The organism is Nocardia veterana NBRC 100344 (genome assembly GCF_000308855.1).
Classification (GTDB): Bacteria; Actinomycetota; Actinomycetes; order Mycobacteriales; family Mycobacteriaceae; genus Nocardia; species Nocardia veterana.
The window spans coordinates 47476-69391 of the sequence record NZ_BAGM01000124.1 but is presented as its reverse complement, the minus strand read 5'-3'; the positions used below and the strand labels follow the sequence as shown (position 1 = coordinate 69391).

At 67.9% G+C, this 21916-nt stretch carries 17 protein-coding genes and 2 pseudogenes; 8 read left to right on the top strand and 11 right to left on the bottom strand.

Annotation, left to right across the window (positions count from 1 at the left end):
* Positions 1 to 267: pseudogene (locus ON37_RS24085) on the top strand (hypothetical protein); the annotation flags it as partial.
* Positions 268 to 466: 199 nt separating this feature from the next.
* Positions 467 to 684 (top strand): annotated as a pseudogene (locus ON37_RS34845) (integrase core domain-containing protein); the annotation flags it as partial.
* On the opposite strand, the gene ON37_RS24080 reads toward ON37_RS34845, so the two are convergent.
* The 6 genes from ON37_RS24080 to ON37_RS24055 all read right to left on the bottom strand — a co-directional run bounded on the left by ON37_RS24080 (position 681) and on the right by ON37_RS24055 (position 7136).
* Positions 681 to 1679 (bottom strand): polysaccharide deacetylase family protein, encoded by a 999-nt coding sequence (locus tag ON37_RS24080; protein WP_040722510.1) that lies wholly within the window; start codon positions 1677 to 1679, stop codon positions 681 to 683. The pseudogene ON37_RS34845 and the gene ON37_RS24080 overlap by 4 nt on opposite strands.
* Positions 1657 to 2697 carry an AAA family ATPase gene (locus ON37_RS34590; RefSeq protein ID WP_040722509.1) on the bottom strand — a complete coding sequence of 347 codons (1041 nt, stop codon included), beginning with the start codon at positions 2695 to 2697 and terminating at the stop codon, positions 1657 to 1659. Before ON37_RS34590 ends, ON37_RS24080 begins: the two co-directional genes overlap by 23 nt.
* Before the next feature lie 173 nt (positions 2698 to 2870).
* Entirely contained in the window at positions 2871 to 3104 is a 234-nt protein-coding gene (locus ON37_RS24070; RefSeq protein WP_040722507.1) for a helix-turn-helix transcriptional regulator, read from the bottom strand.
* A gap of 260 nt (positions 3105 to 3364) precedes the next feature.
* A complete protein-coding gene (locus ON37_RS24065) occupies positions 3365 to 4513 on the bottom strand; it encodes a tyrosine-type recombinase/integrase (protein ID WP_040722506.1) in 1149 nt (382 codons plus the stop codon).
* Between the two features lie 197 nt (positions 4514 to 4710).
* Positions 4711 to 5712 carry an XdhC family protein gene (locus ON37_RS24060; RefSeq protein ID WP_040722505.1) on the bottom strand — a complete coding sequence of 334 codons (1002 nt, stop codon included), beginning with the start codon at positions 5710 to 5712 and terminating at the stop codon, positions 4711 to 4713.
* Between the two features lie 278 nt (positions 5713 to 5990).
* On the bottom strand, positions 5991 to 7136 hold the full coding sequence (locus ON37_RS24055) for an alpha/beta hydrolase (protein ID WP_040722544.1): 1146 nt from the start codon (positions 7134 to 7136) through the stop codon (positions 5991 to 5993).
* Positions 7137 to 7722: 586 nt separating this feature from the next.
* Here ON37_RS24055 and aceA point away from each other — a divergent pair.
* The 4 genes from aceA (at position 7723) to ON37_RS24035 (ending at position 13296) form a co-directional block, all read left to right on the top strand.
* On the top strand, positions 7723 to 9015 hold the full coding sequence (gene aceA / locus ON37_RS24050) for an isocitrate lyase (RefSeq protein ID WP_040722504.1): 1293 nt from the start codon (positions 7723 to 7725) through the stop codon (positions 9013 to 9015).
* Between the two features lie 314 nt (positions 9016 to 9329).
* Positions 9330 to 10214 carry a 3-hydroxybutyryl-CoA dehydrogenase gene (locus ON37_RS24045; protein WP_040722502.1) on the top strand — a complete coding sequence of 295 codons (885 nt, stop codon included), beginning with the start codon at positions 9330 to 9332 and terminating at the stop codon, positions 10212 to 10214.
* A 392-nt stretch (positions 10215 to 10606) separates the two neighbouring features.
* Positions 10607 to 12934: a 5-methyltetrahydropteroyltriglutamate--homocysteine S-methyltransferase gene (metE, locus tag ON37_RS24040; RefSeq protein WP_040722501.1), complete on the top strand. Its 2328-nt coding sequence runs from the start codon at positions 10607 to 10609 to the stop codon at positions 12932 to 12934.
* Positions 12935 to 13098: 164 nt separating this feature from the next.
* Entirely contained in the window at positions 13099 to 13296 is a 198-nt protein-coding gene (locus ON37_RS24035; RefSeq protein WP_040722499.1) for an antitoxin, read from the top strand.
* Between the two features lie 71 nt (positions 13297 to 13367).
* Here the strand turns inward: ON37_RS24035 and ON37_RS24030 are convergent, their stop codons facing one another.
* Positions 13368 to 14867: an aldehyde dehydrogenase family protein gene (locus ON37_RS24030; RefSeq protein ID WP_040722497.1), complete on the bottom strand. Its 1500-nt coding sequence runs from the start codon at positions 14865 to 14867 to the stop codon at positions 13368 to 13370.
* Positions 14864 to 16495 carry a GMC family oxidoreductase gene (locus ON37_RS24025; RefSeq protein WP_040722495.1) on the bottom strand — a complete coding sequence of 544 codons (1632 nt, stop codon included), beginning with the start codon at positions 16493 to 16495 and terminating at the stop codon, positions 14864 to 14866. Before ON37_RS24025 ends, ON37_RS24030 begins: the two co-directional genes overlap by 4 nt.
* Before the next feature lie 428 nt (positions 16496 to 16923).
* Here ON37_RS24025 and ON37_RS24020 point away from each other — a divergent pair, with 428 nt between their 5' ends.
* On the top strand, positions 16924 to 17910 hold the full coding sequence (locus tag ON37_RS24020) for an SMP-30/gluconolactonase/LRE family protein (protein WP_051031974.1): 987 nt from the start codon (positions 16924 to 16926) through the stop codon (positions 17908 to 17910).
* Between the two features lie 226 nt (positions 17911 to 18136).
* Here the strand turns inward: ON37_RS24020 and ON37_RS31970 are convergent, their stop codons facing one another.
* A complete protein-coding gene (locus tag ON37_RS31970; RefSeq protein WP_168441326.1) occupies positions 18137 to 18637 on the bottom strand; it encodes a hypothetical protein in 501 nt (166 codons plus the stop codon).
* Positions 18638 to 18820: 183 nt separating this feature from the next.
* The gene (locus ON37_RS24010) at positions 18821 to 19381 is read right to left on the bottom strand and encodes a TetR/AcrR family transcriptional regulator (protein ID WP_040722493.1); all 561 of its coding nucleotides are present in this window, start codon (positions 19379 to 19381) and stop codon (positions 18821 to 18823) included.
* Between the two features lie 115 nt (positions 19382 to 19496).
* On the opposite strand from ON37_RS24010, the gene ON37_RS24005 reads away from it, so the two are divergent.
* Positions 19497 to 20834, top strand: a complete 1338-nt coding sequence (locus ON37_RS24005; protein WP_040722492.1) for a phthiocerol/phthiodiolone dimycocerosyl transferase family protein — start codon at positions 19497 to 19499, stop codon at positions 20832 to 20834.
* Here ON37_RS24005 and ON37_RS24000 read toward each other — a convergent pair.
* A complete protein-coding gene (locus ON37_RS24000; protein WP_040722490.1) occupies positions 20812 to 21864 on the bottom strand; it encodes an NAD(P)-dependent alcohol dehydrogenase in 1053 nt (350 codons plus the stop codon). The two genes, ON37_RS24005 and ON37_RS24000, sit on opposite strands and share 23 nt — an antisense overlap.
* Positions 21865 to 21916: the final 52 nt, after the last annotated feature.

Below are 21916 nucleotides of genomic sequence, written 5' to 3'. Positions count from 1 at the left end.
GTCGGCCCGGGCTCGTCGGTGTCGGTAGGGGCCACCTCACCGGTCGGCGTGACCGTGCGGACCGAGGGACGTTCGCAGAAGTTCCAGGTCGCGGTCGAACGCAGCGACACCATCGCCGACCGGAGTGCGGTCACCCGGACTCCGGTCACCCTCCGGCCGGGCGCGACGCTCGATGTGCCGGTGGATCTCTGGACGGGCTGGACCCCGCTGACCGCAACGGTGCGCGCCGGTGGGTCGACGACGCCGGTGCCCCTGACGGTCAGGTGATTCCGCCGTCCGGCGAGTCGACGTGACATAGGGAGAATCCCCGACGGTGGCCGACATCGCGTACACGGCAGCGCCCAGGGCACCCGTAACTCCAGCGCGCACCGCGAGCCTGGGCGAACCCGCAAAGTTGCTGGCCGCCCGAACCTGGGGTACGCGTTCCTCCACCACGCCGTCGACGACCACTCCCGGTAACAAATGGACCCGACCGTACCGGCCGCAAACCAACGGCAAGGTCGAACGATTCAACCGGACCCTCCAGGAGGAATGGGCCCACGCTCGCCCCTACCTCAGCGAATCCGAAAGCGTCGCAGCCTTCCCCGAGTTCTTCACAACTACAACCACGAACGCGGCCACACCGCACTCCGAGGCAACTCACCCGCCGACCGCGTACCCAACCTTGCGGGTCGGTACAGCTAGTGATGCGCGTCGACGGCGACCGGGGCCATCGACCGCCACTTCTTCAGGACCGCGGGGTCCTGCTCCTGCAGCTCCATCCAGGCGATGACGTCCTGGTGGGTGGCGCAGATGACCTCCGGCTTGGTGCACGCGCGGCGCATGAAGGCGGCGGTCGCCGGGTTGAAGGCGTTGGCGTTCCAGGTGTTCAGATGGTTGGCGATCACCAGCGGCGCGCGGTTTCCCTCATAGGCCCGGCGCAACATGTAGTAGTAGGTGCTGGTGACGACCCGCGCGATCCGCGCACGATCGGCGGGCCGATCCGTCGCCTTGTTGACGCTGTACCAGAAGTTGTAGTCGAGCGCTGTCTGGCGTTGCTTCAGCGCCGGCGACCAGACGTAGGGGACAGGGAATTCCCAGATGCCGTTGATCTTCGACGGCCAGTAGACACCCGGTCGCGACGCCGGGATCGACGAGTCCCACATCATGTCGTAAGCGCGCAGCGCGGGGAAGAGCGCTTTCATCGAACCCTCGAGGCACTGTGTCCGAGCGCCTTTCACCGCTTCGGGTCCGAAGGCGAGGTCGGGTCCGGTGCGGATTCCGTTGAGTTCACGCCACTGCGTCATGAGCCGGAAGAACTGAGCCAACTCGTGACGCCATTCGGCACTGGTCCACGACTTACCGGGATTCTTTGTGCCCGCGCAGAAATGGCCCACGAAGTGGGTGCCCATCTCGTGGCCGTCGTACCAGGTGCGGTTGAGGTAGGTGATCTCCTCGATCACCTCCTTCTTCGATCCGCCGAATCCGATCGCCGCCTCGCCGGGTTTGTATCCCGGACCGCGGTACTGCCGCTTCTTGGCGTCGGTGAGGAAATAGAGCCCGGTCATGAGCGCGGTGAATCTCGCGTCCGATTCGGCGGCGGTGCGCAGGAACAGGTCCCAGTTCTTCGACACCCCGACGCCGTCGAAGGAGAACAGGATGAATTGTGGCGGTTTCTCACCCGGTGCCAGTCGCTTCATCGGGACGTTCGACGCCACTCGTGTGGGCGGTGACGGCGGAGCCGGGGAGACCGTTGGTCTCGCACCACGCCGCCGCTCGGGCGTAGGGGGTGCCCTCGGCAGCGACGTAGACCACGGGCACCGCCTCGGGCACGTCGTGTCCGGCCCACCTGGTGCCGGTGGCGATCGCGCAGGACATCCCGAGCGCGGCGAACGTCTTACCCGTGCCCGGATGCCCGGCGAGCTGTGCCGAGGTCGAGCGGTAGAGCAGACCAGACACCAGCGGCGTCGGCGGCTCCAGCTGGGCCAGCTCGGCAACCGACAACACCACCAACGCCGCCCGGTCGCCGGTCCGGGCGCGGCGCTCGGTCAGCATGGTGTAGCGGCGATGGGCAATGGTGAGGTCTCGCTTCGCCGCTCGCACATCCTCACGGGTCGCCGAGATCATCGCCGCGAGATCTTCGGGTGTCGCGCCGAGATTGACCAGGTCAGCCGGAGTCGCCAGCGGGACGCGCTCGGTGAGTCGGTGCGGGCGCGGAGTGTCCCAGACCTCGGCGTTGTGTCCGTCGATCTCCAAGCGGGCACCAGCGGCGATCTCAGCGCCACAGACCCGCTCGGCCTCGGCGAGGCTGTAACGAGTACGCGGGTCGACCCCGGCACGCCGAACGACGTTCTCGGCCTGGTGCTGTTCCCGGAACCGTGCCGTCCGCTCCGCGTGCATCGCCTCGCCGACGGCTTCGGGGTCGGGCAGCGGTCGGGCGTACTCCTCGGAGCAGAACCGATCGACCTGGTCGCGGGTGAAGTCCAGCCCGGCGGCGTGGAACACCTCGGCGGGGATCGCGTCGAGATCTGAGAACGTCGTCTCGCCGCTCACGTCGAGTTCGTACTTGGTGCCCAGGCGACGGAACTTCGCCCAGACCTCAGCGGTCACCGCGTCGCGGATCGCGGTGTCAGGCGGGGTGTCCGTCTCGACCGCGAACAGCGCACCCGGAATCCACCGCGCGGGCGGGGTAGACTCGGAGTCGGTTTTGTTGGTCATGGTCAGACCTTCCTTGCGACCCCCGGATGTCTCGCCGGGGGTCGCGCCATATGTCGAGGCCGATTGAAATGCGTTGCGCTGGTTGTGTTGTCGCGCCGATCGTCCGGCGGAACCGTCGGGCGGGGCTACGGGCGAAACCGCCCGACGGAACCGCGAGACGATCGGCACGATGGTTAGGTCCGGTGCGCGTAGACCTCGGTCGGGATGACCGGCACGAACAGGGCATCGACATCGGCGACGCGGACACGTACCCGAGAGCGCGGCTTGTTGGTCATCCGGTAGGCGGGCAGCTCGCCGGTGTTGATCTTGTCGCGCAACGTGAAGATGCTGAATCCGGTGCGAGCTGCCGCGTCCTGGAGCGATTCGTACTCGGGCGCAACGGTGCTGGTGGTGGTCTTGTTGGCCATCTCGTCTCCTCGGCCTTGGTCATGCGTCCCGTGGGGTGAGGCGTGGCGGGAGCGGGCGCGGGAGACGTGTTGGCAGATCCGGGACCGGCGATCTGCACCTGATATGAGAGTACCCGGGAATGGTGCAGAGGTCCAGTGAATAGTGTTGTGGCACAGTAGAATACCGAGCCCTGCGGGTGTTGTGGTCGGTGCCCGGATATGCCGAGACCCCGCCGCCCGGTGCAGGGCTGACGGGGTCTCGGGTAGGGCGTCGGTGGCGGTCAGGCTCCCGGTGCGCCGCTGGCCATCGCGGCGATACGGTCGGCCAGCAGTGCGTCCCGATTCGCCGCCCGCTCGGCGTAGTGAAGTGCCATCTTCGGGGAGCTGTGACCGAGGCGGGCCATGCTCTCGGTGATCGTCGCGCCCGCGTAGGCAGCGACCATCCCTGCGTGGTGGCGCAGGTCGTGGAAGCGCAGCGTCGGACGACCGGCAGCGGCGCGCGCTCGGTGCCAGTGCGGGCGGAACTTGCCCTCGGTGACCCGCTCGCCGTCGGCGTCGGTGAACAGGGGAGCGTTGTCACCGGGTCCGGTGTGGTCGCGCAGGTGCTCGACCAAGGCGGCGCGGATATGCGGGGGCACCGCGACCAGTCGATTCGAGGTCTCGGACTTGGGCGCGGCGATCTCGGTCACGCCGCCGCGCCGCGTCATGCCCTTGCTCACGCTCACGGTCGAGCCGTCCGCCGCCACGTCGGCCCGATCAAGCGCGACGACCTCGCCGAACCGCAGACCGCACCACGCGGCGATCAGCACCGCCGCGCGCAGGTGCTCGGGCATCTTCCCGGCCAGCGTCTCGACCTCGGGCGACTCGATGTGCACGACCGACCGCGCGCGGCGGACCTTGGTCGCGCCCGGCACCTTGCACGGGGTTACGGGCAACAGACCCTCGGCCACCGCCGCCGAGAACATTGAGGACAGCATTTCGTAGGCGCGGGCACGGGCGGTCGGCTTGCTCGCGTCGAGCTGGCCGAACCACTCGCGGACATCGGTCACGGTCGCCGCTGTCACCGGCATATCGGCGAGCGCGGTCCCGGTCAGCCGGGAGTCGATCAGGTATCGGTAGCTGTCTCGCGTCCGTCGGCTCATCGGCTTGTCGCGGTGCCACGCCTCGGCGTACTGGCCGACCGTCGTCGCGGTGCGCGTTGCTTTCGCCGACCGATCCGCCGGTGCCGTCCAGGTGCCCGGCGTCAGACGGTCCAGGTCGATCAGGTGGCGCTCATTGGTCAGCCACGCGACCGCGTGGTTCTTGGTCTCGAAGGTGGCCGGAGCGCGGTGCATCGTGCCGTTGTGGAGGTAGGCGGCGGACCATCGGCCCGACCGCTCCTGCCGGGTCCGACCGAACGCCAGCCGCTTGGGTTGTCTGGTCCGCGCCATCGTTGCCTCATCTCGGGGTGCCAGTGCACAACATCTGCACAACAGTGATCCTCACAAACCATACAGAACTCACACGGTGAGGTCGAACCATATGATCTAGTCAAGTCGGGTTTATGGGTCCATCTGTCGAGGTCGAGCAGATCGCACAACATCGGGTTCGGCTGGTTCGAACCCGGCCGGAGGTGACGGGCCGGCTCTCAGGAGGCGGCGGCCGTGGCGCGGGCCGCGGACCGGTTGGTGCCGAGCGAGCGCACCGCGAGTAGTTCGGCCGCGATCGCCACCGCCTGTTCCATCGGCGTGCGGGCGCCGATGTCGAAGCCGGCCGGCGCATGCAGCCGGCTCAGGGTCGCGGCGTCGAAACCGCCGGCCTGCAAGGCTTCCAGCCGGTGGGTATGGGCGGAATGGGAGCCGAGCGCACCCAGATATCCCAGCTCGGGCAGCCGCAAGGCGACGGTGAGCAGGGGGATTTCGAATTTCGGATCCTGGGTGGCGGCCACGATCGCGGTGGTCGAATCGATGGCGCCGGCCGCGGCTTGGGCATTGAGGTACCGATGCGGCCAGTCCACGACCACCTCGGCGCCGGGGAAGGAGGCCGCCGCGGCGAAGGCCTCACGCGGATCGCAGATGGTCACCCGGTAGCCGAGCAACCGGCCCTGCGTGGTCAGCGCGGCGGCGAAGCTGTTGGCGCCGAAGATGATCAGGCGCGGCGGGGCCGTGTGCGAGCAGACGAACACATCCGATTCCGGAAGCGACACCAGCTCGGTGTTGTGTCTTCGGTCCGTCACCAGATGCTGGCCGATCACCTCCGGATCGCTGTGCCAGACCACCGTGAAGACCGTGACCGGTTTGTGCCGGGCGATATCCCCGGCGACGGCCGCGAATTCCGGGAAATGACTGCGAGAGAACGGCTCCACGAAGACATCGATGGTGCCGCAGTCGGCACCGACGTCGAATCCGGAGGTCGGGTCGAAGCGTCGTAGTTCCCGATGGCCGGTGCGCGCCGCCGTCACCGTCGCCTCGTAAACCGCGGCCTCGTAGCAGCCGTCGGAGACCGAGCCGTGTACGCCGCCGTCCGGGTCGACGAGCATTGCCGAACCGACGGGTAACGGGGAGCTCCCGAAGGTGCGGACCAGAGTTGCCAGGCCGCCCGTGCGGCCGCTGTGCCAGACCCGCAAGAGATCCTCGACGATGTCACGCATCACATGCTCCCGATCAGCGTGGGCGAGTGGGCGGGCCCGCCACCGATCGCGTCCCGTCACCAGATCGTCACACGTGAGGGCCACGATAACCGCTCCCGTGCCCGCCGTCGTGTCAGCGACGGGAATTCCCCGATGTGCACCGACAGCCGCCCGGATCCGGCTGTGAGATAGCACAACCGAATAACCGGGACGACTGTGGTGTCACGCAGTGTGGAATCGCCGCCCGACGGGCGGCCCGCCGTGGTCACCCGCCGCTGCCGCCTCGGGGCTTCGGCCCATCAGGCGAACAGGCCGCGAACGAACGGCAGCGAATCCACCAGCGAGGCGTTCACCGTGCCACTGTGATCGGTGGGGTAGACCTTGAAGGTCAACGGCTGCCGGTTGGCGGTGAGTACCCCGGCGAAGCGCAGGGTCTCCGGCGTGATCACATCGGTGTCGCGCAGCCCCTGGCCCATGAAAAGCGGTCGGTCGTAACCGGTTTCGGGCAATCCGAGGTAGCCGGCCAGCAACCCGTGCAGATCCGGGAGCTGCGCCAGCGGGCGGGTGAACAGATCGCCGATCACCACATTCGCGGCGGCCAGCTCGTCACCGAGCGGCAGCAGGCATTCGTCCTTCGCTCGATCGAGCCAGTAGCGGCCGTTGTCGTTCAGGAACGACGCGATGTCGAGTTGCGGGAAGGTCGTGCGCAGGCCGTTGAGGATGTACAGGACGTATCCGGTGGTGTGCGGGCTCAGCTTCACCGGCGGCATGCCCGGACCCAGCGGCATCAGGATGTCCTCGATGTAGGCCGGCACGCCGGTGCCCACCGCGCCCCGGTAGTCGAGATCCGGGCCGCCGAATTCGGTCGCGTAGCGCGCGGTGAACACGGCCGCGCCGCCGCCCTGCGACTGGCCGACCACAACCCATTTACGCGACAGCTGCGAATAGTGGCCGACCGCCGCCCGGACGGCATCGACGACGTTGTGGGCCTCCACGACGCCGTTCAGGTACGGGTGATCGCCGGGGGTGCCCAGACCGGCGTAATCGGCGGCCACGATGGCGTAGCCCTGCTTCAGCCAGGTGCCGAGATAGGACCAGTCGCGCGCCACATCGCCGGGGCCGGCGATGCTGTAGGCGCAGCTGTCGCCGAGTCCGACCGTGCCGTGCGCCCAGGCGATGACGGGCCAGCCCCCGGCGGGCGCCGGGCCGGGCGGGAAGTACACCGCCGCACTCGCCACCGTCGGTTGTTCGCCGACCGTGGTGGTCGTATACAGAATGCGCTCGGAACCGACCGAACCCGGCAGGGTGGCCGCTGCCGACAGCGGTTCCACCGCTTGCACCGCGGGGGAGTCGGCGGCGGCCCGCGGTGCTTCGAGTACGCCTACCGATGCCGCCGTGACCAGGGTGCAGGCCACGGCCGCGAGAGCGGTCCTCAGTGTGCGCATCGTGTTCCTTCGCGATTCGGTGCCGCGGGTATCCACAGGCCGACCTCCCTGGTCGATCGCTGCGGCCCGCCGGCAGGGCGGACGATAGCGGCCCGGCGGGGCCGAGCTGCCGGAGTATGCGGGAATCGTACGGACCCGCTCGGGCCGGAGGGCCGAACTCGTCGGTCGCCGCGGCGAGTGGCGCGGCCCACACCGAGGGCGGCCGCCTCGGGTTGTGAAGGTCCTCACAGCCGGCAATGCGGGCCGTGGAAACCCGGCGGTGGTAAGGCTCACTGAAACAGTACGAGCGTTACGCAAAACCGCATGTCAGCCCTACTCGCCAGTAGAAGAACGCCGTGCAATTAACAGGCAAATTTTGCAAAGTTAGCAAGGTGCCCGGCAAAGCTAGCGGAGATTCACACTTGCAACAGGTAGACGGCGATTTTTTGTTGTGCCATCGTGTGGAAGTACACCCGATGGGCATAGCAACCCTGCAAATTGCCGCTCCAGCAGAGTTCGGACATCGACCGGCTCGCTACCAGCCAGGAGTCGAGAGCGCGCAAGTCCGAGCATGGGGCCCGACCGAACGAAGAAGTGGAGTCAGCAGATGTCGAAGATCGGCACCCCGAAGACCGCTGCGGAAATCCAGAAGGATTGGGACACCAACCCCCGCTGGAAGGGCATCACCCGCGAGTACACGGCCGAGCAGGTCGTGAAGCTGCAGGGCAATGTCGTCGAAGAGCACACCCTCGCGCGCCGCGGTGCCGAACTGCTGTGGGAGGGCGTCAACGCCGAGGGCGAGTACATCCACTCGCTCGGCGCCCTGACCGGTAACCAGGCCGTGCAGGCCGTGCGTGCCGGCCTGAAGGCCATCTACCTGTCCGGTTGGCAGGTCGCCGGTGACGCGAACCTGTCCGGCCACACCTACCCCGACCAGTCGCTGTACCCGGCCAACTCGGTGCCGTCGGTCGTGCGCCGCATCAACAACGCGCTGCTGCGCGCCGACGAGATCGCCAAGGTCGAGGGCGACACCTCCGTCGACAACTGGGTCGTGCCGATCGTCGCCGACGGTGAGGCCGGCTTCGGTGGCGCGCTGAACGTCTACGAGCTGCAGAAGGCCATGATCGCCGCGGGTGCCGCCGGTACCCACTGGGAGGACCAGCTGGCGTCGGAGAAGAAGTGCGGCCACCTCGGTGGCAAGGTGCTGATCCCCACCCAGCAGCACATCCGCACCCTTACGTCTGCCCGGCTCGCGGCTGATGTCGCCGACGTCCCGACCGTGGTCATCGCCCGCACCGACGCCGAGGCCGCCACCCTGATCACCTCCGACGTCGACGAGCGCGACCGTCCGTTCATCACCGGTGAGCGCACCTCCGAGGGCTTCTACCACGTCAAGAACGGCATCGAGCCCAGCATCGCGCGGGCCAAGGCCTACGCCCCGTACGCCGACCTGATCTGGATGGAGACCGGTATCCCGGACCTCGAGGTCGCCCGCAAGTTCGCCGAGGGCGTCAAGGCCGAGTTCCCGGACCAGCTGCTGGCCTACAACTGCTCGCCGTCGTTCAACTGGAAGGCGCACCTGGACGACGCCACCATCGCGAAGTTCCAGCGCGAGCTGGCCGCCATGGGCTTCAAGTTCCAGTTCATCACCCTGGCCGGCTTCCACTCGCTCAACTACGCGGCCTTCGACCTGGCCTACGGCTACGCCCGCGAGGGTATGACCGCCTTCGTCGACCTGCAGGAGCGCGAGTTCAAGGCCGCCGCCGAGCGTGGCTTCACCGCCATCAAGCACCAGCGTGAGGTCGGTGCCGGCTACTTCGACACCATCGCCACCACCGTGGACCCGAACACCTCGACGGCCGCCCTGAAGGGCTCCACCGAAGAGGGCCAGTTCCACTGAGTTGTGCAGTCGCCCCACGCGGGCGGCGGTGATACCGACCCGGCGGCGACCTGTCGCCGCCGGGTTACCTCACCACCCGACATGGGCACTCCTGCAACGAGTGTCCGAAGCCCTTCCCGTCCGAACAGCCCCGGCGGGGAGGGCTTTTCCCTTAGACCACCACCGACAGTCGACGAAGTACTCAGCAGAATTCGATACGAGACAACTGATTTCGTAAGAACATGGGTAACTCATCGGGTACATCCAGAACCGGTTCGGCACCCGACGCAATAACGGATGCATGACTGATCGCGGCACACAGCCGCCCGCAAAATATCCGGAGAGGCGGAACAGTGGAAAAGATTCAGCGCGTCGGAGTTATCGGCGCCGGACAGATGGGCGCCGGAATCGCCGAGGTCTGCGCCCGGGCGCATGTCGATGTGCTCGTGTTCGAACAGACCCGGGAACTGGCCGCCGCCGGCCGCGCCCGCATCCTGCGGTCACTGGATCGCGGCGTGAGCAGCGGCAAGATCACCGAGCGGGAGCGGGAACAGGCCGCCTGGCGGTTGCGCTTCACCTCCGATCTCGGTGACTTCGCCGACCGGCAGCTGGTCGTCGAGGCCGTGGTCGAGAACGAGGACGTGAAGACCGCGATCTTCAGCGAACTCGACAAGGTCGTCACCGACCCGGAAGCGGTGCTGGCCTCCAACACCTCCTCGATCCCGATCATGAAGATCGCGGTGGCCACCAACAACCCGGAGCGGGTGGTGGGCATGCATTTCTTCAACCCGGTTCCGGTGCTGCCGCTGGTCGAGCTGGTGACCACGCTCAAGACCAGCGAGGCCGTCTCCGCACGCGCCGAAGCCTTCGCCGGCGAGGTGCTCGGCAAGCAGGTCGTGCGCTCGGCCGACCGCTCCGGCTTCGTCGTCAACGCGCTGCTGGTGCCCTATCTGCTCTCGGCCATCCGGATGGTCGAATCCGGTTTCGCCACCAAGGAAGACGTCGACAAGGCCATGGTGCTCGGCTGCGCCCACCCGATGGGCCCGCTCGCGCTGACCGATCTGGTGGGCCTCGACACGGTGAAGTCGATCGCCGACTCGATGTACGCCGAGTTCAAGGAGCCGCTGTACTCGGCCCCGCCGCTGCTCATGCGCATGGTGGAGGCCGGGCTGCTGGGTAAGAAGACCGGAGCGGGCTTCTACCAGTACAACCGGGGCTGAGCACAGAGACGGTCGGCTCGCGCGCCACGGCAGGGACCTCGCCCGTTCGCGAGGCCCTTGCCATACACCGTCTCGGAAATGTTCGCGCTGTGTTTGTCGGCCCTCGTTCCGCTCGGCGTGTGCACGGCCCGGGACTCGCCGTTCGGGTACCGCTGCTTGCTTCGCCTACGCAGTGCACCCCGAACGACGAGCCGGCCGTGAACGGTTGGCCCGTGCGGGTCTCCGGTTTCCTCGGTGTGGGTCGGAGCACGCGAGTAGCGCGGATCCGGTGTCTCGTCCACAACTTCATCAACACCAGCAGTACCCACCGCCCGTTCGGCGGGTATCACCGTTACCGGGCATAAGCTGCAAACAGGTCCTTGTCGGCCGCAGCTCGAAAGGGAGTCCCGCTCATGGTCAACGTCACCGACGGTTTCGGATCGAGCATCCTGGGTTACCCGCGGATCGGTCCGCACCGGGAGCTCAAGCGCGCACTGGAGTCCTATTGGCACGGCACCCTCTCCCGCGACGAACTGCTCGCGGTGGGGCGCGAGATCCAGGACACCCAGTTCTCCGAGCTGGCCGCGACGGGGCTGACCCAGGTACCCGGTAACACCTTCTCCTTCTACGACCACATCCTCGACAACGCGCTGCTGTTCGGCGCCGTGCCGAAGCGGTTCGAGCCGTACCGCGAGGAACTGCACCCGCTCGACTTCTACTTCCTGATGGCGCGCGGGCGGCCCGATCTGCCGCCGCTCGAGCTGGTTCGCCTGTTCGGCACGAACTATCACTACCGCCAGCCCGAACTCGATGCCGAGACCGAATTCTCGCTGCATCCCGAGGCCTTGCTCGACGAGTGGGATCGCGCGATCGCACGCGGGATCGAGCTGCGGCCGGTGGTGCTGGGCCCGCTGTCGTTGCTGCTGCTGTCCAAGGCCGGCCAGGTGCCGGGTGAGACCGAATTCGACAAGCTGACGCTGCTGGACAAACTGCTGCCGGTCTACGAGGAGCTGCTCGAGATTCTCGCCAAGCGCGGGTCCACCTGCGTGCAGTTCGACGAACCCTGTTTCACCAGCGAACGCTCGCCGGAGGAACTGGAGGCGTTCGAGCGGGCCTATCGCCGCTTGTCGACCGCGCCGCTGCGTCCGCGCATCCTGGTCACCGGCCAGTACGGCGATTTCGGTGAGGCGGTGCGGATTCTGGCCGGCACCGCGGTGGAGGCGATCGGCCTCGACCTGGCCAGCCATCGCACCCGGCCCGAGGAGCTGGCGGCGATTCCGGGGATCGCGCGCAAGCGGTTGTACGCGGGCGTGATCAGCGGGACCAACGTCTGGCGCGCCGATCGGCCCGTGACGCTGGAATATCTGAACGCACTGTCGCAGGTCTGCCCGGATCTGGTGGTGTCCACCGGGACCACGCTGTTGCACGTGCCCTACGACCTGCTGGTCGAATACGACATCGAGGGCAATGTCGCCGACCGCCTCGCTTTCGCGAAACAGAAAGTGCTCGAGGTGGTTTCGCTGGCCAAGGCGCTGACCGAAGTGCATCGGGGCGGGGATGGGGGCGAGACCGCGGCAAAGTGGGCCAAGCGCCCCACCTCGGTGCATTTCAAGCAGAAACACGCTGTGCGGCAACGGGTTTACGCGATCACCCCGGAGATGCGCGAGCGTGAACCGTACGAGGTGCGCGCGGCGGCGCAGCGGGAACGCCTGAACCTGCCACTGGTCCCGGCGACCACCCTCGGGTCCTTCCCGCAGACCGATGCGGTCCGTCAGGCGCGCTACGACCTGGGCGAAGGGCGGCTGTCCTACGAGGAGTACCGCAAGCGGATCGAGGCCGAGATCGAGGCCACCATTCGCCTGCAGGAAGACATCGGCCTCGACGTGCTGGTGCACGGTGAGCACGAGCGCAACGACATGATCCAGTACTTCGCGGAACTGCTCGACGGTTTCGCCACCACCCACTTCGGCTGGGTGCAGGTCTACGGTTCGCGGTGTGTGCGGCCGCCGATCCTCTACGGCGACGTGTCGCGCCCGAAGCCGATGACGGTGGACTGGATCACCTATGCCCAGTCGTTGACCGACAAACCGGTGAAAGGCATTGTGACCGGCCCGGTCACGATGGTGGCGCGCTCGTTCGTGCGGCAGGACCAGCCGCTGTACGAGACCGCCGACCAGGTGGCGCTGGCGATCCGCGACGAACTGGCGGATCTGGAGAAGGCCGGGGTGGCGATCATCCAGGTCGACGAACCGGCCGTCCGCGAACTGCTGCCGTTGCGTCCCGACGGGCGCACCGAGTATCTGCGCTGGGCGGTCAACGCCTTCCGGCTGGCGACCTCCGGGGTCCGGCCGGACACCCAGATCCACACCCACATCGCCTATTCGGCTCGTTCGGAAATCGTGCGCGCGATCGAGGAACTCGACGCCGATGTCACCGCCATCGTGGCCACCCGTTCGCTGGAATGGGTGCTCAAGGCGCTGACCGAGGATGTCGAGGAGGGCCACGGCCTGAGTCACGGCGTCGGCCCGGGCGTGTACGAGAGCCGGTCGGCGCGGATTCCGGATATCGACGAGATCGACGAATTGCTCACCGCCGCAGCCGAAGCCGTGACTCCGCAGCGGCTGTGGGCCAATCCGGACGGTGGGTTGAAGACCCGCCACTACTGGCAGTTGGATCCGTCGTTGCGCAATATGGTCGCCGCGGCCCGCCGGGTCCGGCGTCGCGCCGAAGCGGCCGAATAGATTGCTACCGGACGCATCGCCCGGGTGGTTCGCCGCCCGGGCGTTGTGCGTCTGCGCCGGTGGCCGGGGTCGTCCGGGGGCCGAATTCACAGCTCGTGCCGGGCATTCGCCGACCGCACGTGGGTTAGCCTACGACTACTGTTTCGAGATCAGGAGAACCGCTCATGGGAATGTTCGACCAGTTCAAGGATGTTGCCGGCAAGGCGGCCGATCTGGCGGCCAAGAATGCCGACAAGCTCGACCCGGTCATCGACAAGGTCGGCGATCTGGTCGACAAGCAGACCGGCGGAAAGTTCGAGAAGCAGGTCGATGCCGCGCAGCAGGCGGCCAAGAAGGCGCTGCACGAGCAGACCGGCAAGTAGAACCGGCGATATCACCCGCGAAAGGTCACGTCCGGCGGACGTGACCTTTCGCGTTCTCGCCGCGCCGCTGTTCAGTGGCGGCCGAACAGCAAGGTCATCAAGGTGGCCACGGTGTCGTCGGCCTTACGGGTGCGATCGAAGGTGGTCAACGCCAGCAACGAGGGGAAGCGCTGCCGTGCCACGGCGTGGGCGTAGGTGAATTCGCGCAGGCCGTCGGGGCCGTGGATGCGGCCGAATCCGGAATCGCCGACGCCGCCGAACGGCAGCGACGGAATCTGCGGGAAGGTGAAAACCGCGTTGACACTGACCATTCCGGTGCGCAGCCGGTCGGCCAGTTCGCGCCCACGCGCCTTCGAGAACACGGCGGCCGACAGCCCGTACCGGCTGTCGTTCGCGCGGATGATCGCGGTGTCCATATCCGGCACCTTCGCCACGGTGAGCGTCGGCCCGAACGTTTCCTCGGTCACCGCCGGCGCGTCCTCGGGGACGTCGACGAGGATCGTCGGTTGCACCACCTGGCCGACGATGGTGTCCGCGCCCCCGGTCAGCGCCCGCCCGCCGCGTGCGATCGCATCCTCGATATGCCGGCGGATCACGTCGAGCTGTTTCGGCATCGTGATCGGACCGATCTTCGCACCCGAATCGATGCCGGCGCGCAGCTGTTTCGCCTTGGTCACCAGAATTTCGGTGAAGGCGTCGTAGACCCGTTCGTGGACGTAGACCCGTTCGGTGCCGATACACGACTGGCCGGCATTGGCCATGCCGGCCCACAGCGCGGCGTCCGCGGCCGCCTCGAGATCGGCATCGGCGTCGACCAGCAGCACATCCTTGCCGCCGCATTCGGCGACCAGCGGAGTGAGGGTTTCGGCGCAGGTCGCCATGACCTTCTTCGCGGTCGCGGTGGAGCCGGTGAACGCGATCTTGTCCACCCCCGAACGGCACAGCGCCGCACCGGTTTCGCCGTCGCCGGTGATCAGTTGCAGCACGGGCTGCTCGGGGACCACCTCGGCGAACATGTCCACCAGCCAGCGGCCGACGCCGGGGGAGTATTCGCTCGGTTTGAACACCACGGCATTGCCGGCCGCCAACGCGTACACGATCGAACCGAGCGGGGTGAAGACCGGATAATTCCACGGCCCGATCACGCCGACCACCCCGAGCGGCTTGTACTCCACCGATGCCGCCTGGTTCACGGTGAGCAGGCCGACCCGGGCGGACTTGCGTCCCAACACCTTCGGCGCATTCTTGCCCGCCCACTTCAGATGGTCGAGGCTCAGCGCGACCTCGAGCGCGCCGTCGGAATACGGTTTGCCGGTCTCGTCGTGGATCACCGCCGCCAGCTGCCGCATCCGGCGCGCCAGCAGGCCGGCGAAACCGGCCAGCCGCCGGGCACGCTCGGCGTGGCCCAGCGTCGACCACCACTCGAAGGCCACCCGCGCCCGCGCCACGGTCTCGGCGACATCGGCCGCGGTGTGAATCGGATAGTCGGCCACCACATCTCCGGTGCCCGGATCGCGCACCTCGAAGGTGCGACGGGTATCGAGTTCGCCGATCTCGTTCACGGTCGTCATCGGGTGGCCTCCTTCGCCGCGCTGCCGGATGTGGACGACGGGGTGCGCCCGCGGATCAGGTCGGCCGCCTTCTCGCCGATCATCACCGTGGGGGCGTTGGTGTTACCGCGCACGATCCGCGGCATGACCGAGGCGTCGACCACCCGCAGGCCGTCGACACCGTGGACGCGCAGTTCGGGATCGACCACCGCCGCCTCCCCGGTGCCCATCGCGCAGGTGCCGACCGGGTGGAACAGGGTCTGGGTCCAGCGTTCGACGTGCGCGCGCCAGCCGTCCTCGTCGAGCTGGTCGGCGCGTTCGGGCAGATAGGGTCGATCCAGATATTTCGCCAGCGGCAGCCGGTTCGCGATCTCGATCAATTGCCGGCAACCCGCGAGCAGCGCGTCCATATCGCGCGGGTCGCTGAAGTAGGCCGGATCCAATTCCGGCTTCCACATCGGATCCGCCGAGCGCAATCGCAGCCGGCCGCGGCTGTGCACATCGACCAGCGTCGGCCCCGCGGTGAACATCGGCGCGATGTTCTCGTGAAAACCGTTGTCGTAGAAGGCGGTCGGGGCGACGTGGTATTGGATGTCCGGGCCCTCCAGGCCGTCGCGAGTGTGCACGAAACCGCCACCCTCACCGACGTTCGAGGTCAGCGGGCCACGACCGAGGGCCTGCCACTGCGCCAGCCGCAGCGGAGTCTCGAAATCGGCGAGATCGGAGACGCCGCGGGTGCGCCACAGGATCGGGGTCACCGGATGGTCGTGCAGATTCTCCCCGACTCCCGGCAGGTCGGCGACCACGTCGATACCGAACTCACGCAGGTGGGCGGCCGGTCCGATCCCCGACAGCAGCAGCAGGTGCGGCGAATTGATCGCGCCACCGGACAGCAGGATCTCCGCCTCGGCGTGCACGGTGTGCTCGCTGCCGTGCCGGCGGTAGGTGACGCCGATCGCCCGGGTGCCGTCGAAGACCAGCGAGGTCGCGTGCGCCTCGGTGCGGACCGTGAGATTCGGCCGGCTCAGCGCGGGCCGGAGATAGCCGTCCGCGGTGGACCAGCGGCGGCCGTGGCGATGGGTGACCTGGTAGCGGCCGACCCCCTCCTGGGCGGCTCCGTTGAAATCCTCGTTGCGGGGCAGGCCCGCGGCGGCGGCCGCCGCGATCCAGGCATCGGTCAGCTCGTGGGTGAACCGGCGATCCTCCACGTGCAGGGGGCCGTCGGTGCCGTGGAACTGCGATCGGATCCCGGTATTGGTCTCGGACCGGACGAAATACGGCAACACCTCGTCGTAACTCCAGCCGACCGCCCCGAAGTCACGCCGCCAGCCGTCGTAGTCGGCACGATTGCCGCGAATGAAGATCATCGCGTTCATCGACGAGCAGCCGCCGAGCGCCTTCATCCGCGGCCAGTAGGCGCGCTGACCACCGAGATGCTTCTGCGGTGTCGTCTCGTATCGCCAATCCCATTGCGTGCGAATCAGTTTCCCCCACGCCGCGGGTATCTTGATCTCGTCGGCCGTATCCTCCGGGCCGGCCTCCAACAGCAGGACCGAGACCTGCGGATCCTCGGTGAGACGGTGGGCGAGGACGCAGCCCGCGCTGCCCGCCCCGATGACGATGTAGTCGAACGATTCCCGGTCGGGCACGAGGAGACCTCCAGCATGGTTGTCGAACACCGACGCGGAACCGGCGAGCCGACCTGCGGTTTTTCCCGCAGGGGCGGTCCGGGGAACGGTTCCGGGACCGACCTTACGCCGTACCGGAAGGTCGGCGGCGCAGTTCGGCGAAGGGGTGTCGTCCCGATGCCGTGTACCGCGGCCACGTACCGGGGTACGGGCGGCATCGCGGAGCCGAAGGTCAAGTGGTGCAACGAGTTACAGGGTTCCGACCGTTACCTGCGGGAATGACTGCCTCCGGGTGTTCGTCGCGGGCACATCGAGCGCTGCGGCACGCAAGTGCCGACCGGGCGCACGGCCGGTGCGCGGGCCGTAGGATTCCGGCCGGAACCGGTTGACCGGGCCGGCGGCATCGGCGCCGCCGGACGGATGTCGCAGGCGATCGGCAGGAGGCCGTGATGAGATCGTTCAGCGGGGGTGTGCGCAGGGGTCGGCGGTTCGCTCGGGCGGGTGAGTCCGGCACGACGGTCGTCGCTCGCTCGGCGCTCATCGGTGCGCTCGCGGCACTGTGTGTCGGGACGCCGGCCCTGCTTCCCACCGGCCTCGCTCCGGCGGGCGCCGACGCGCCGGACTGTCGCGCGGCGTCGGTGCAACCGGTCCTGCCCGCCTCGACGCCCCTGGATTTCGCGGAGAATCTGGGCTTCGACGCGCACGGCAACCTCTGGGTGTCGCGGGTCTTCCGGAATGTGGTGCAGCGTTACGATTCCGCGGGCCGCGTGACGGCCGAGGTGGCGATCGACGCGCCGGGTGCGATCCGGCTCGGCCCCGACGGCGCGCTGTACGTCGTGTACGGCGACTCCTCGGCGGGACTGTTGCAGGGAGCGCACGGGAGCGGGATCGTTCGATTCGACCCCGACGCCGATGGGCCCGTCCCGCAGCCGTTCGTAACCGGGCTGGGCATGGCAAACGGCGCGGCATTCGACGATGCCGGCGATCTCTACGTCGCCGATACCGCGCACGGCGTGGTGCGAGTCCGCCGCGACGGATCGATCGATCCGGAGTGGACCGGTGGCGCCACCGCGGACGGGGCCAACGGCATTGCGTATCACGGTGATTCGATCTACGTGACGCTCTACCGGAGCGCCACCGGCCGGATCGTCCGGATACCGCTCGGGGCGCCCCGGGCACAGACGACGATCGCCGAGGTCACCCTCGGCGCACTGCCGCTCACCGCGCTTCCGGACGATCTCACCGTCGGCTCGGACGGCATGCTCTACGACGCCACCACGACCGGCCGGGTGGTCCGCATCGATCCTGCGGGCGGCGGCGAAATCTGTACCGTCGCCGACCTGGGCGTCCCGGTGACCTCGGTCGTGACCGTTCCCGGCGATGAGCGATCGCTGCTGGTCAGCACCGCAACCGGGGCCGTGCTGCGGATTCGGTAGCCCGGTGCGGGCGGCGATTTCCGAATATCCGCCGCTCGGAAATACAGCTGTCGAGAAATGTGACCGGCCGGTGTGCTGTTCGGTCGGCAACCGCCCGGCATCCCGGCCCGAATACCGGTCCGGCGATATCCGGTTTTTCGGGCAGTCTTTTCGAAGGAAAAATCCGATTCCGGGAAGCGGGCGGGTGCGCTGTGAATTGCCCCGCCCGGCCCCGCGAATTATCGGATCAGGGCAGCACCTGCGGGACCACGTCGGGCGAAACCGTCCCGACGATCGCACCGATGACCGCACCGCTGATGGCGCCGCCGATCGCGCCGACGACGCCGAGCGGCAACGCTCCGATGACGAACAGCGGCAGGCCGGAGACCGCCCCGCCCACGCCGCCCAGCACCGCGCCGAGACCGGCGCCCGCGGCCGCGCCGTTGTGCACCGGGTCGTGGTCCTGCGCGGCCGGATCGGTGGCGATGTCCTGCGCCTTCGCCGCGGCAGCGGCGACGGGAGCGGCGGTGGCGGCCGGCGCGGCGGGTGCCGCGTCGGCGGTGATCTCGGGCTGCTGGAACGCGACCGGTGCCGGGGCGACCGGGGCCGCGACGGTGTGTACCACCGGCGCCGCGGGGGCGGTGTCGGCCTGGGCGATCCCGGCACCGGCGAACGCGGTGGCCACCGCGATCGGCAGCGCCCCGACGATCAGTGTGCGACCGACATTTTTCATGGAACGACGGAACATGATGAATTCCTCCCCGACGAACGATTCCCCCACGGCTGATCCCCACACGCTCGATGACCCCCCCGGGCGAATCGACGTCTGATTTCACGTGATTCGAACGCACATATTCTTAATTGATCGCGCGCGGTATTGCCAACTGGGGTGGCGGAGGTCACAGTGGAAAAAGCCGATGCGGCGCGCCGATTACAGCAGCGGTGCCAGGATGCGCAATCCGGCCACGATCTGCTCGGCGGAGGGGGCGGACGGCGGGTCGAGCAGCCACTGTACGAGCAGGCCGTCCAGCAGGGTCCACAGCAGCGCGCCGATCGCGCCGCCGTCGGCCGCATCGCTGTTGTCGGGCAACAACATTCGAGTCAGCGCGGCCCGGCCCTCGTGCAGCTTCGCGGATATGTCGGCCTGCACCTCGCCGGAATGCAATGCCTGCGCGAAGCTTTCGATGTTGGCCGCCCACAGCGCACGCTCCTCGGTGAAGGTGGCGATGAGGCGTCGGAGGAAGGTGAGCAGCCGCTCGGCTGGTTGCGCTTCGTTGCTCTCGGCGAGGGCGTCGAGGATCTGCTGCACGGCCTCGCTGGTCGACTCGATCATGGCCTGGCCGAGCAAAGCGTCCCGGGTTCCGAAGTGGTAGTTGATCGCGGCCAGGTTGCTCCCCGATGCGGCGACGATATCGCGCACGGTCGTCCGGGCGTAGCCGCGTTCGGCCAGGCAGTGCTTGGCGGCGGCCAGAAGATCCTCACGTGTTCCCACGTCGGCAGGGTAGCAAGCGGCGACTGACGCATGTTTCAAACAAATGTTTGTGACAAGTGTTTTAAACATATGTATGGTTCGAGGTGTGATCTCCGAGTCGTTCGAGAGGTGCCAGATGGTCACGCAACGCCCCATATCCCCCTTCGAGTCCGGCTACTTCCGGGTCGGCGCCAGTTTCGGGTCCGTGCCGGTCGGCGGCATGGCGCTGTTCATCGGGTCGACGGTCGAGGGTGAGCTCGACGTCGACGTGCTGCGCACGGTGCTGGCCGAATTGGCCGCCGAACACCCGCTACTCAGCTGTCTGCCCGTCGACGGCGAGGTGCCGATGCTGCGCCGGGTCGACGACCACCGGCCCGAACTCACCGAAAGTCCCGGCGGCGAAATCGAATACGTCGACTTCGTCAACCGCCCACAGGATTGGCGGCGCGGACTGTTCTTCGGGCACGTGTTCCGCGACGGTGCCGAGAGCCGGATCGTCCTCGTCGTTCACCACGGAATAGCCGATGGCCGTTCGGGTTTCGCGCTCCTGGATCGGATGTGGCGGCGCTACACCGCGCACCGGCGCGGTGCGCCCATGTCGGTGGCCGCGAATCGGGAACTACCGCAGGCGATCGACGAACGCCTGGCCCGGTCCGTCGCCGAGGCCGAGGTCCTCGACCTGCTGGATCGTATGCGCGCCATGATGACGCAGGCCCCGGCCCGGCTGGTGTGCGATGGCGCTGCCGGCGCCGAGCGTGGGCTGTTCGCCGCGGAGCGCATCGAACTGGACGCGGCGACGACCGCCGGCTTCGCCGCGGCCGCGCGGGCCGCCGGTATCGGGGTCAACGGCCTGCTGAGCGGGTGTGCGCTGGTAGCGGTACGGGCCGAACTGGGCGGGGCCGACCCGCTGCCGATGGTGTGCGGGTACGCGGCCGATCTGCGCGCGGCGGTGCAACCGTGGTTGTCGGAGGACATCGTCCTCAACTGCGCCTCGGGGTGGGGCACCCTGCTCACGGTATCCCCGGCCGCGGATCCGTTCGAACTCGGCCGGGTCGTGCACGACGACGTGCGGGCGGCACTGGATCGCGGCGATCCGGCGCGGCTTTCCTTGGCGGGCAGGCATATTCGCGACGAGACCACCGCGGCCCTGCTCGCCGGGCAGCCGAGTATCGCGCTGTCGAATATCGGCCGGGTGCCCGCTCACGTTCTCCCGGCGGAGCTTCGGCCGATTCGCGACAATCTGCTCGCGATGGGGCCCGGCATGCCGCCCAAGGTGACCGCCTTCACCCTGGGCGACCGGCTCACGGTGCAGGTCGAATACGACACCCGGGACCACAGCCGCGCGCAGATGGGCCGGATTCGCCGGCATCTGGCCGAGCTGCTGCGGCGCAGCGCGGCCGACGCGCGCCTACCCGACCCGGTGGGGGCACCGGCCGGGGACGCGGCGAAATTCACATGGTGGCGGCGTCGATGACGAAGCGGTAGCGCACATCGCTGGCGACCACGCGCTCGTAGGCCTCGTCGATCCGGTCGGCGGAGATGACCTCGATTTCGGCGCCGATGCCGTGCTCGGCGCAGAAATCGAGCATCTCCTGGGTTTGCGGAATGCCGCCGATATTGGAACCCGCCAGCGATCGCCGGTTTCCCGTCAGAGTGAACGGCCGCACCGCCAGCGGCTGGTCCGGCAGACCCAGCATGACCAGCGTCCCGTCGAGCTTCAGCAGCCGCATGTAGGTGTCGATCGGCAGATCGGCCGAGACGGTGTTGATGATCAGATCGAAACGGTTGCGCAGTTGCCGGAAAATCTCCCGGTCGCTGGTGGCGTAGTAGTGGTGTGCGCCGAAGCGGCGGCCGTCGTCCTGCTTGCTCAGGGAATGGCTCAGCACCGTCACCTCGGCTCCCAGGGCCGCGGCGATCTTCACCCCGACGTGGCCGAGCCCACCCATTCCGATGATGGCCACCTGCTTGCCGGGTCCGGCATTCCAGTGCCGCAGCGGCGAATAGAGGGTGATGCCCGCGCACAGGAGCGGCGCTGCCTCGTCGAGGCCGATGCCCTCCGGAATGCCGACCACGAAACCCTCGGTCACCACGATCTGCGTGGAGTATCCGCCGAAGGTGTAGCCGCCGGCCTGGATCTCCTCGGGCACCCGGCCGTTGTAGGTCATGGTCGCCCCGCGTTCGCAGTACTGTTGCTCACCGGCCAGACAGGGCTCGCATTCGCCGCAGGAATCGACCATACAGCCGACACCGACCCGATCGCCCACCCGGAACTTCTTCACTTCGGAACCGACGGCGGCGACCAGTCCGGCGATCTCGTGGCCCGGGACGCACGGATAGGCGGTGCCGTGCCATTCGTTGCGGGCGGTGTGGATGTCGGAGTGGCAGATGCCGGCGTACTTGATGTCGATCAGCACGTCGTGCGGGCCGAGCTCGCGACGCTCGATGGTGGTTTTGGTGAACCGGCCGTCGGGTGCGGAAACGGAATACGCGGCAGCTGTGGTCATGCGTTCATGCCTACTCCCGCATGGTTGCGGACGCAAACGCGGTGACTCGCCG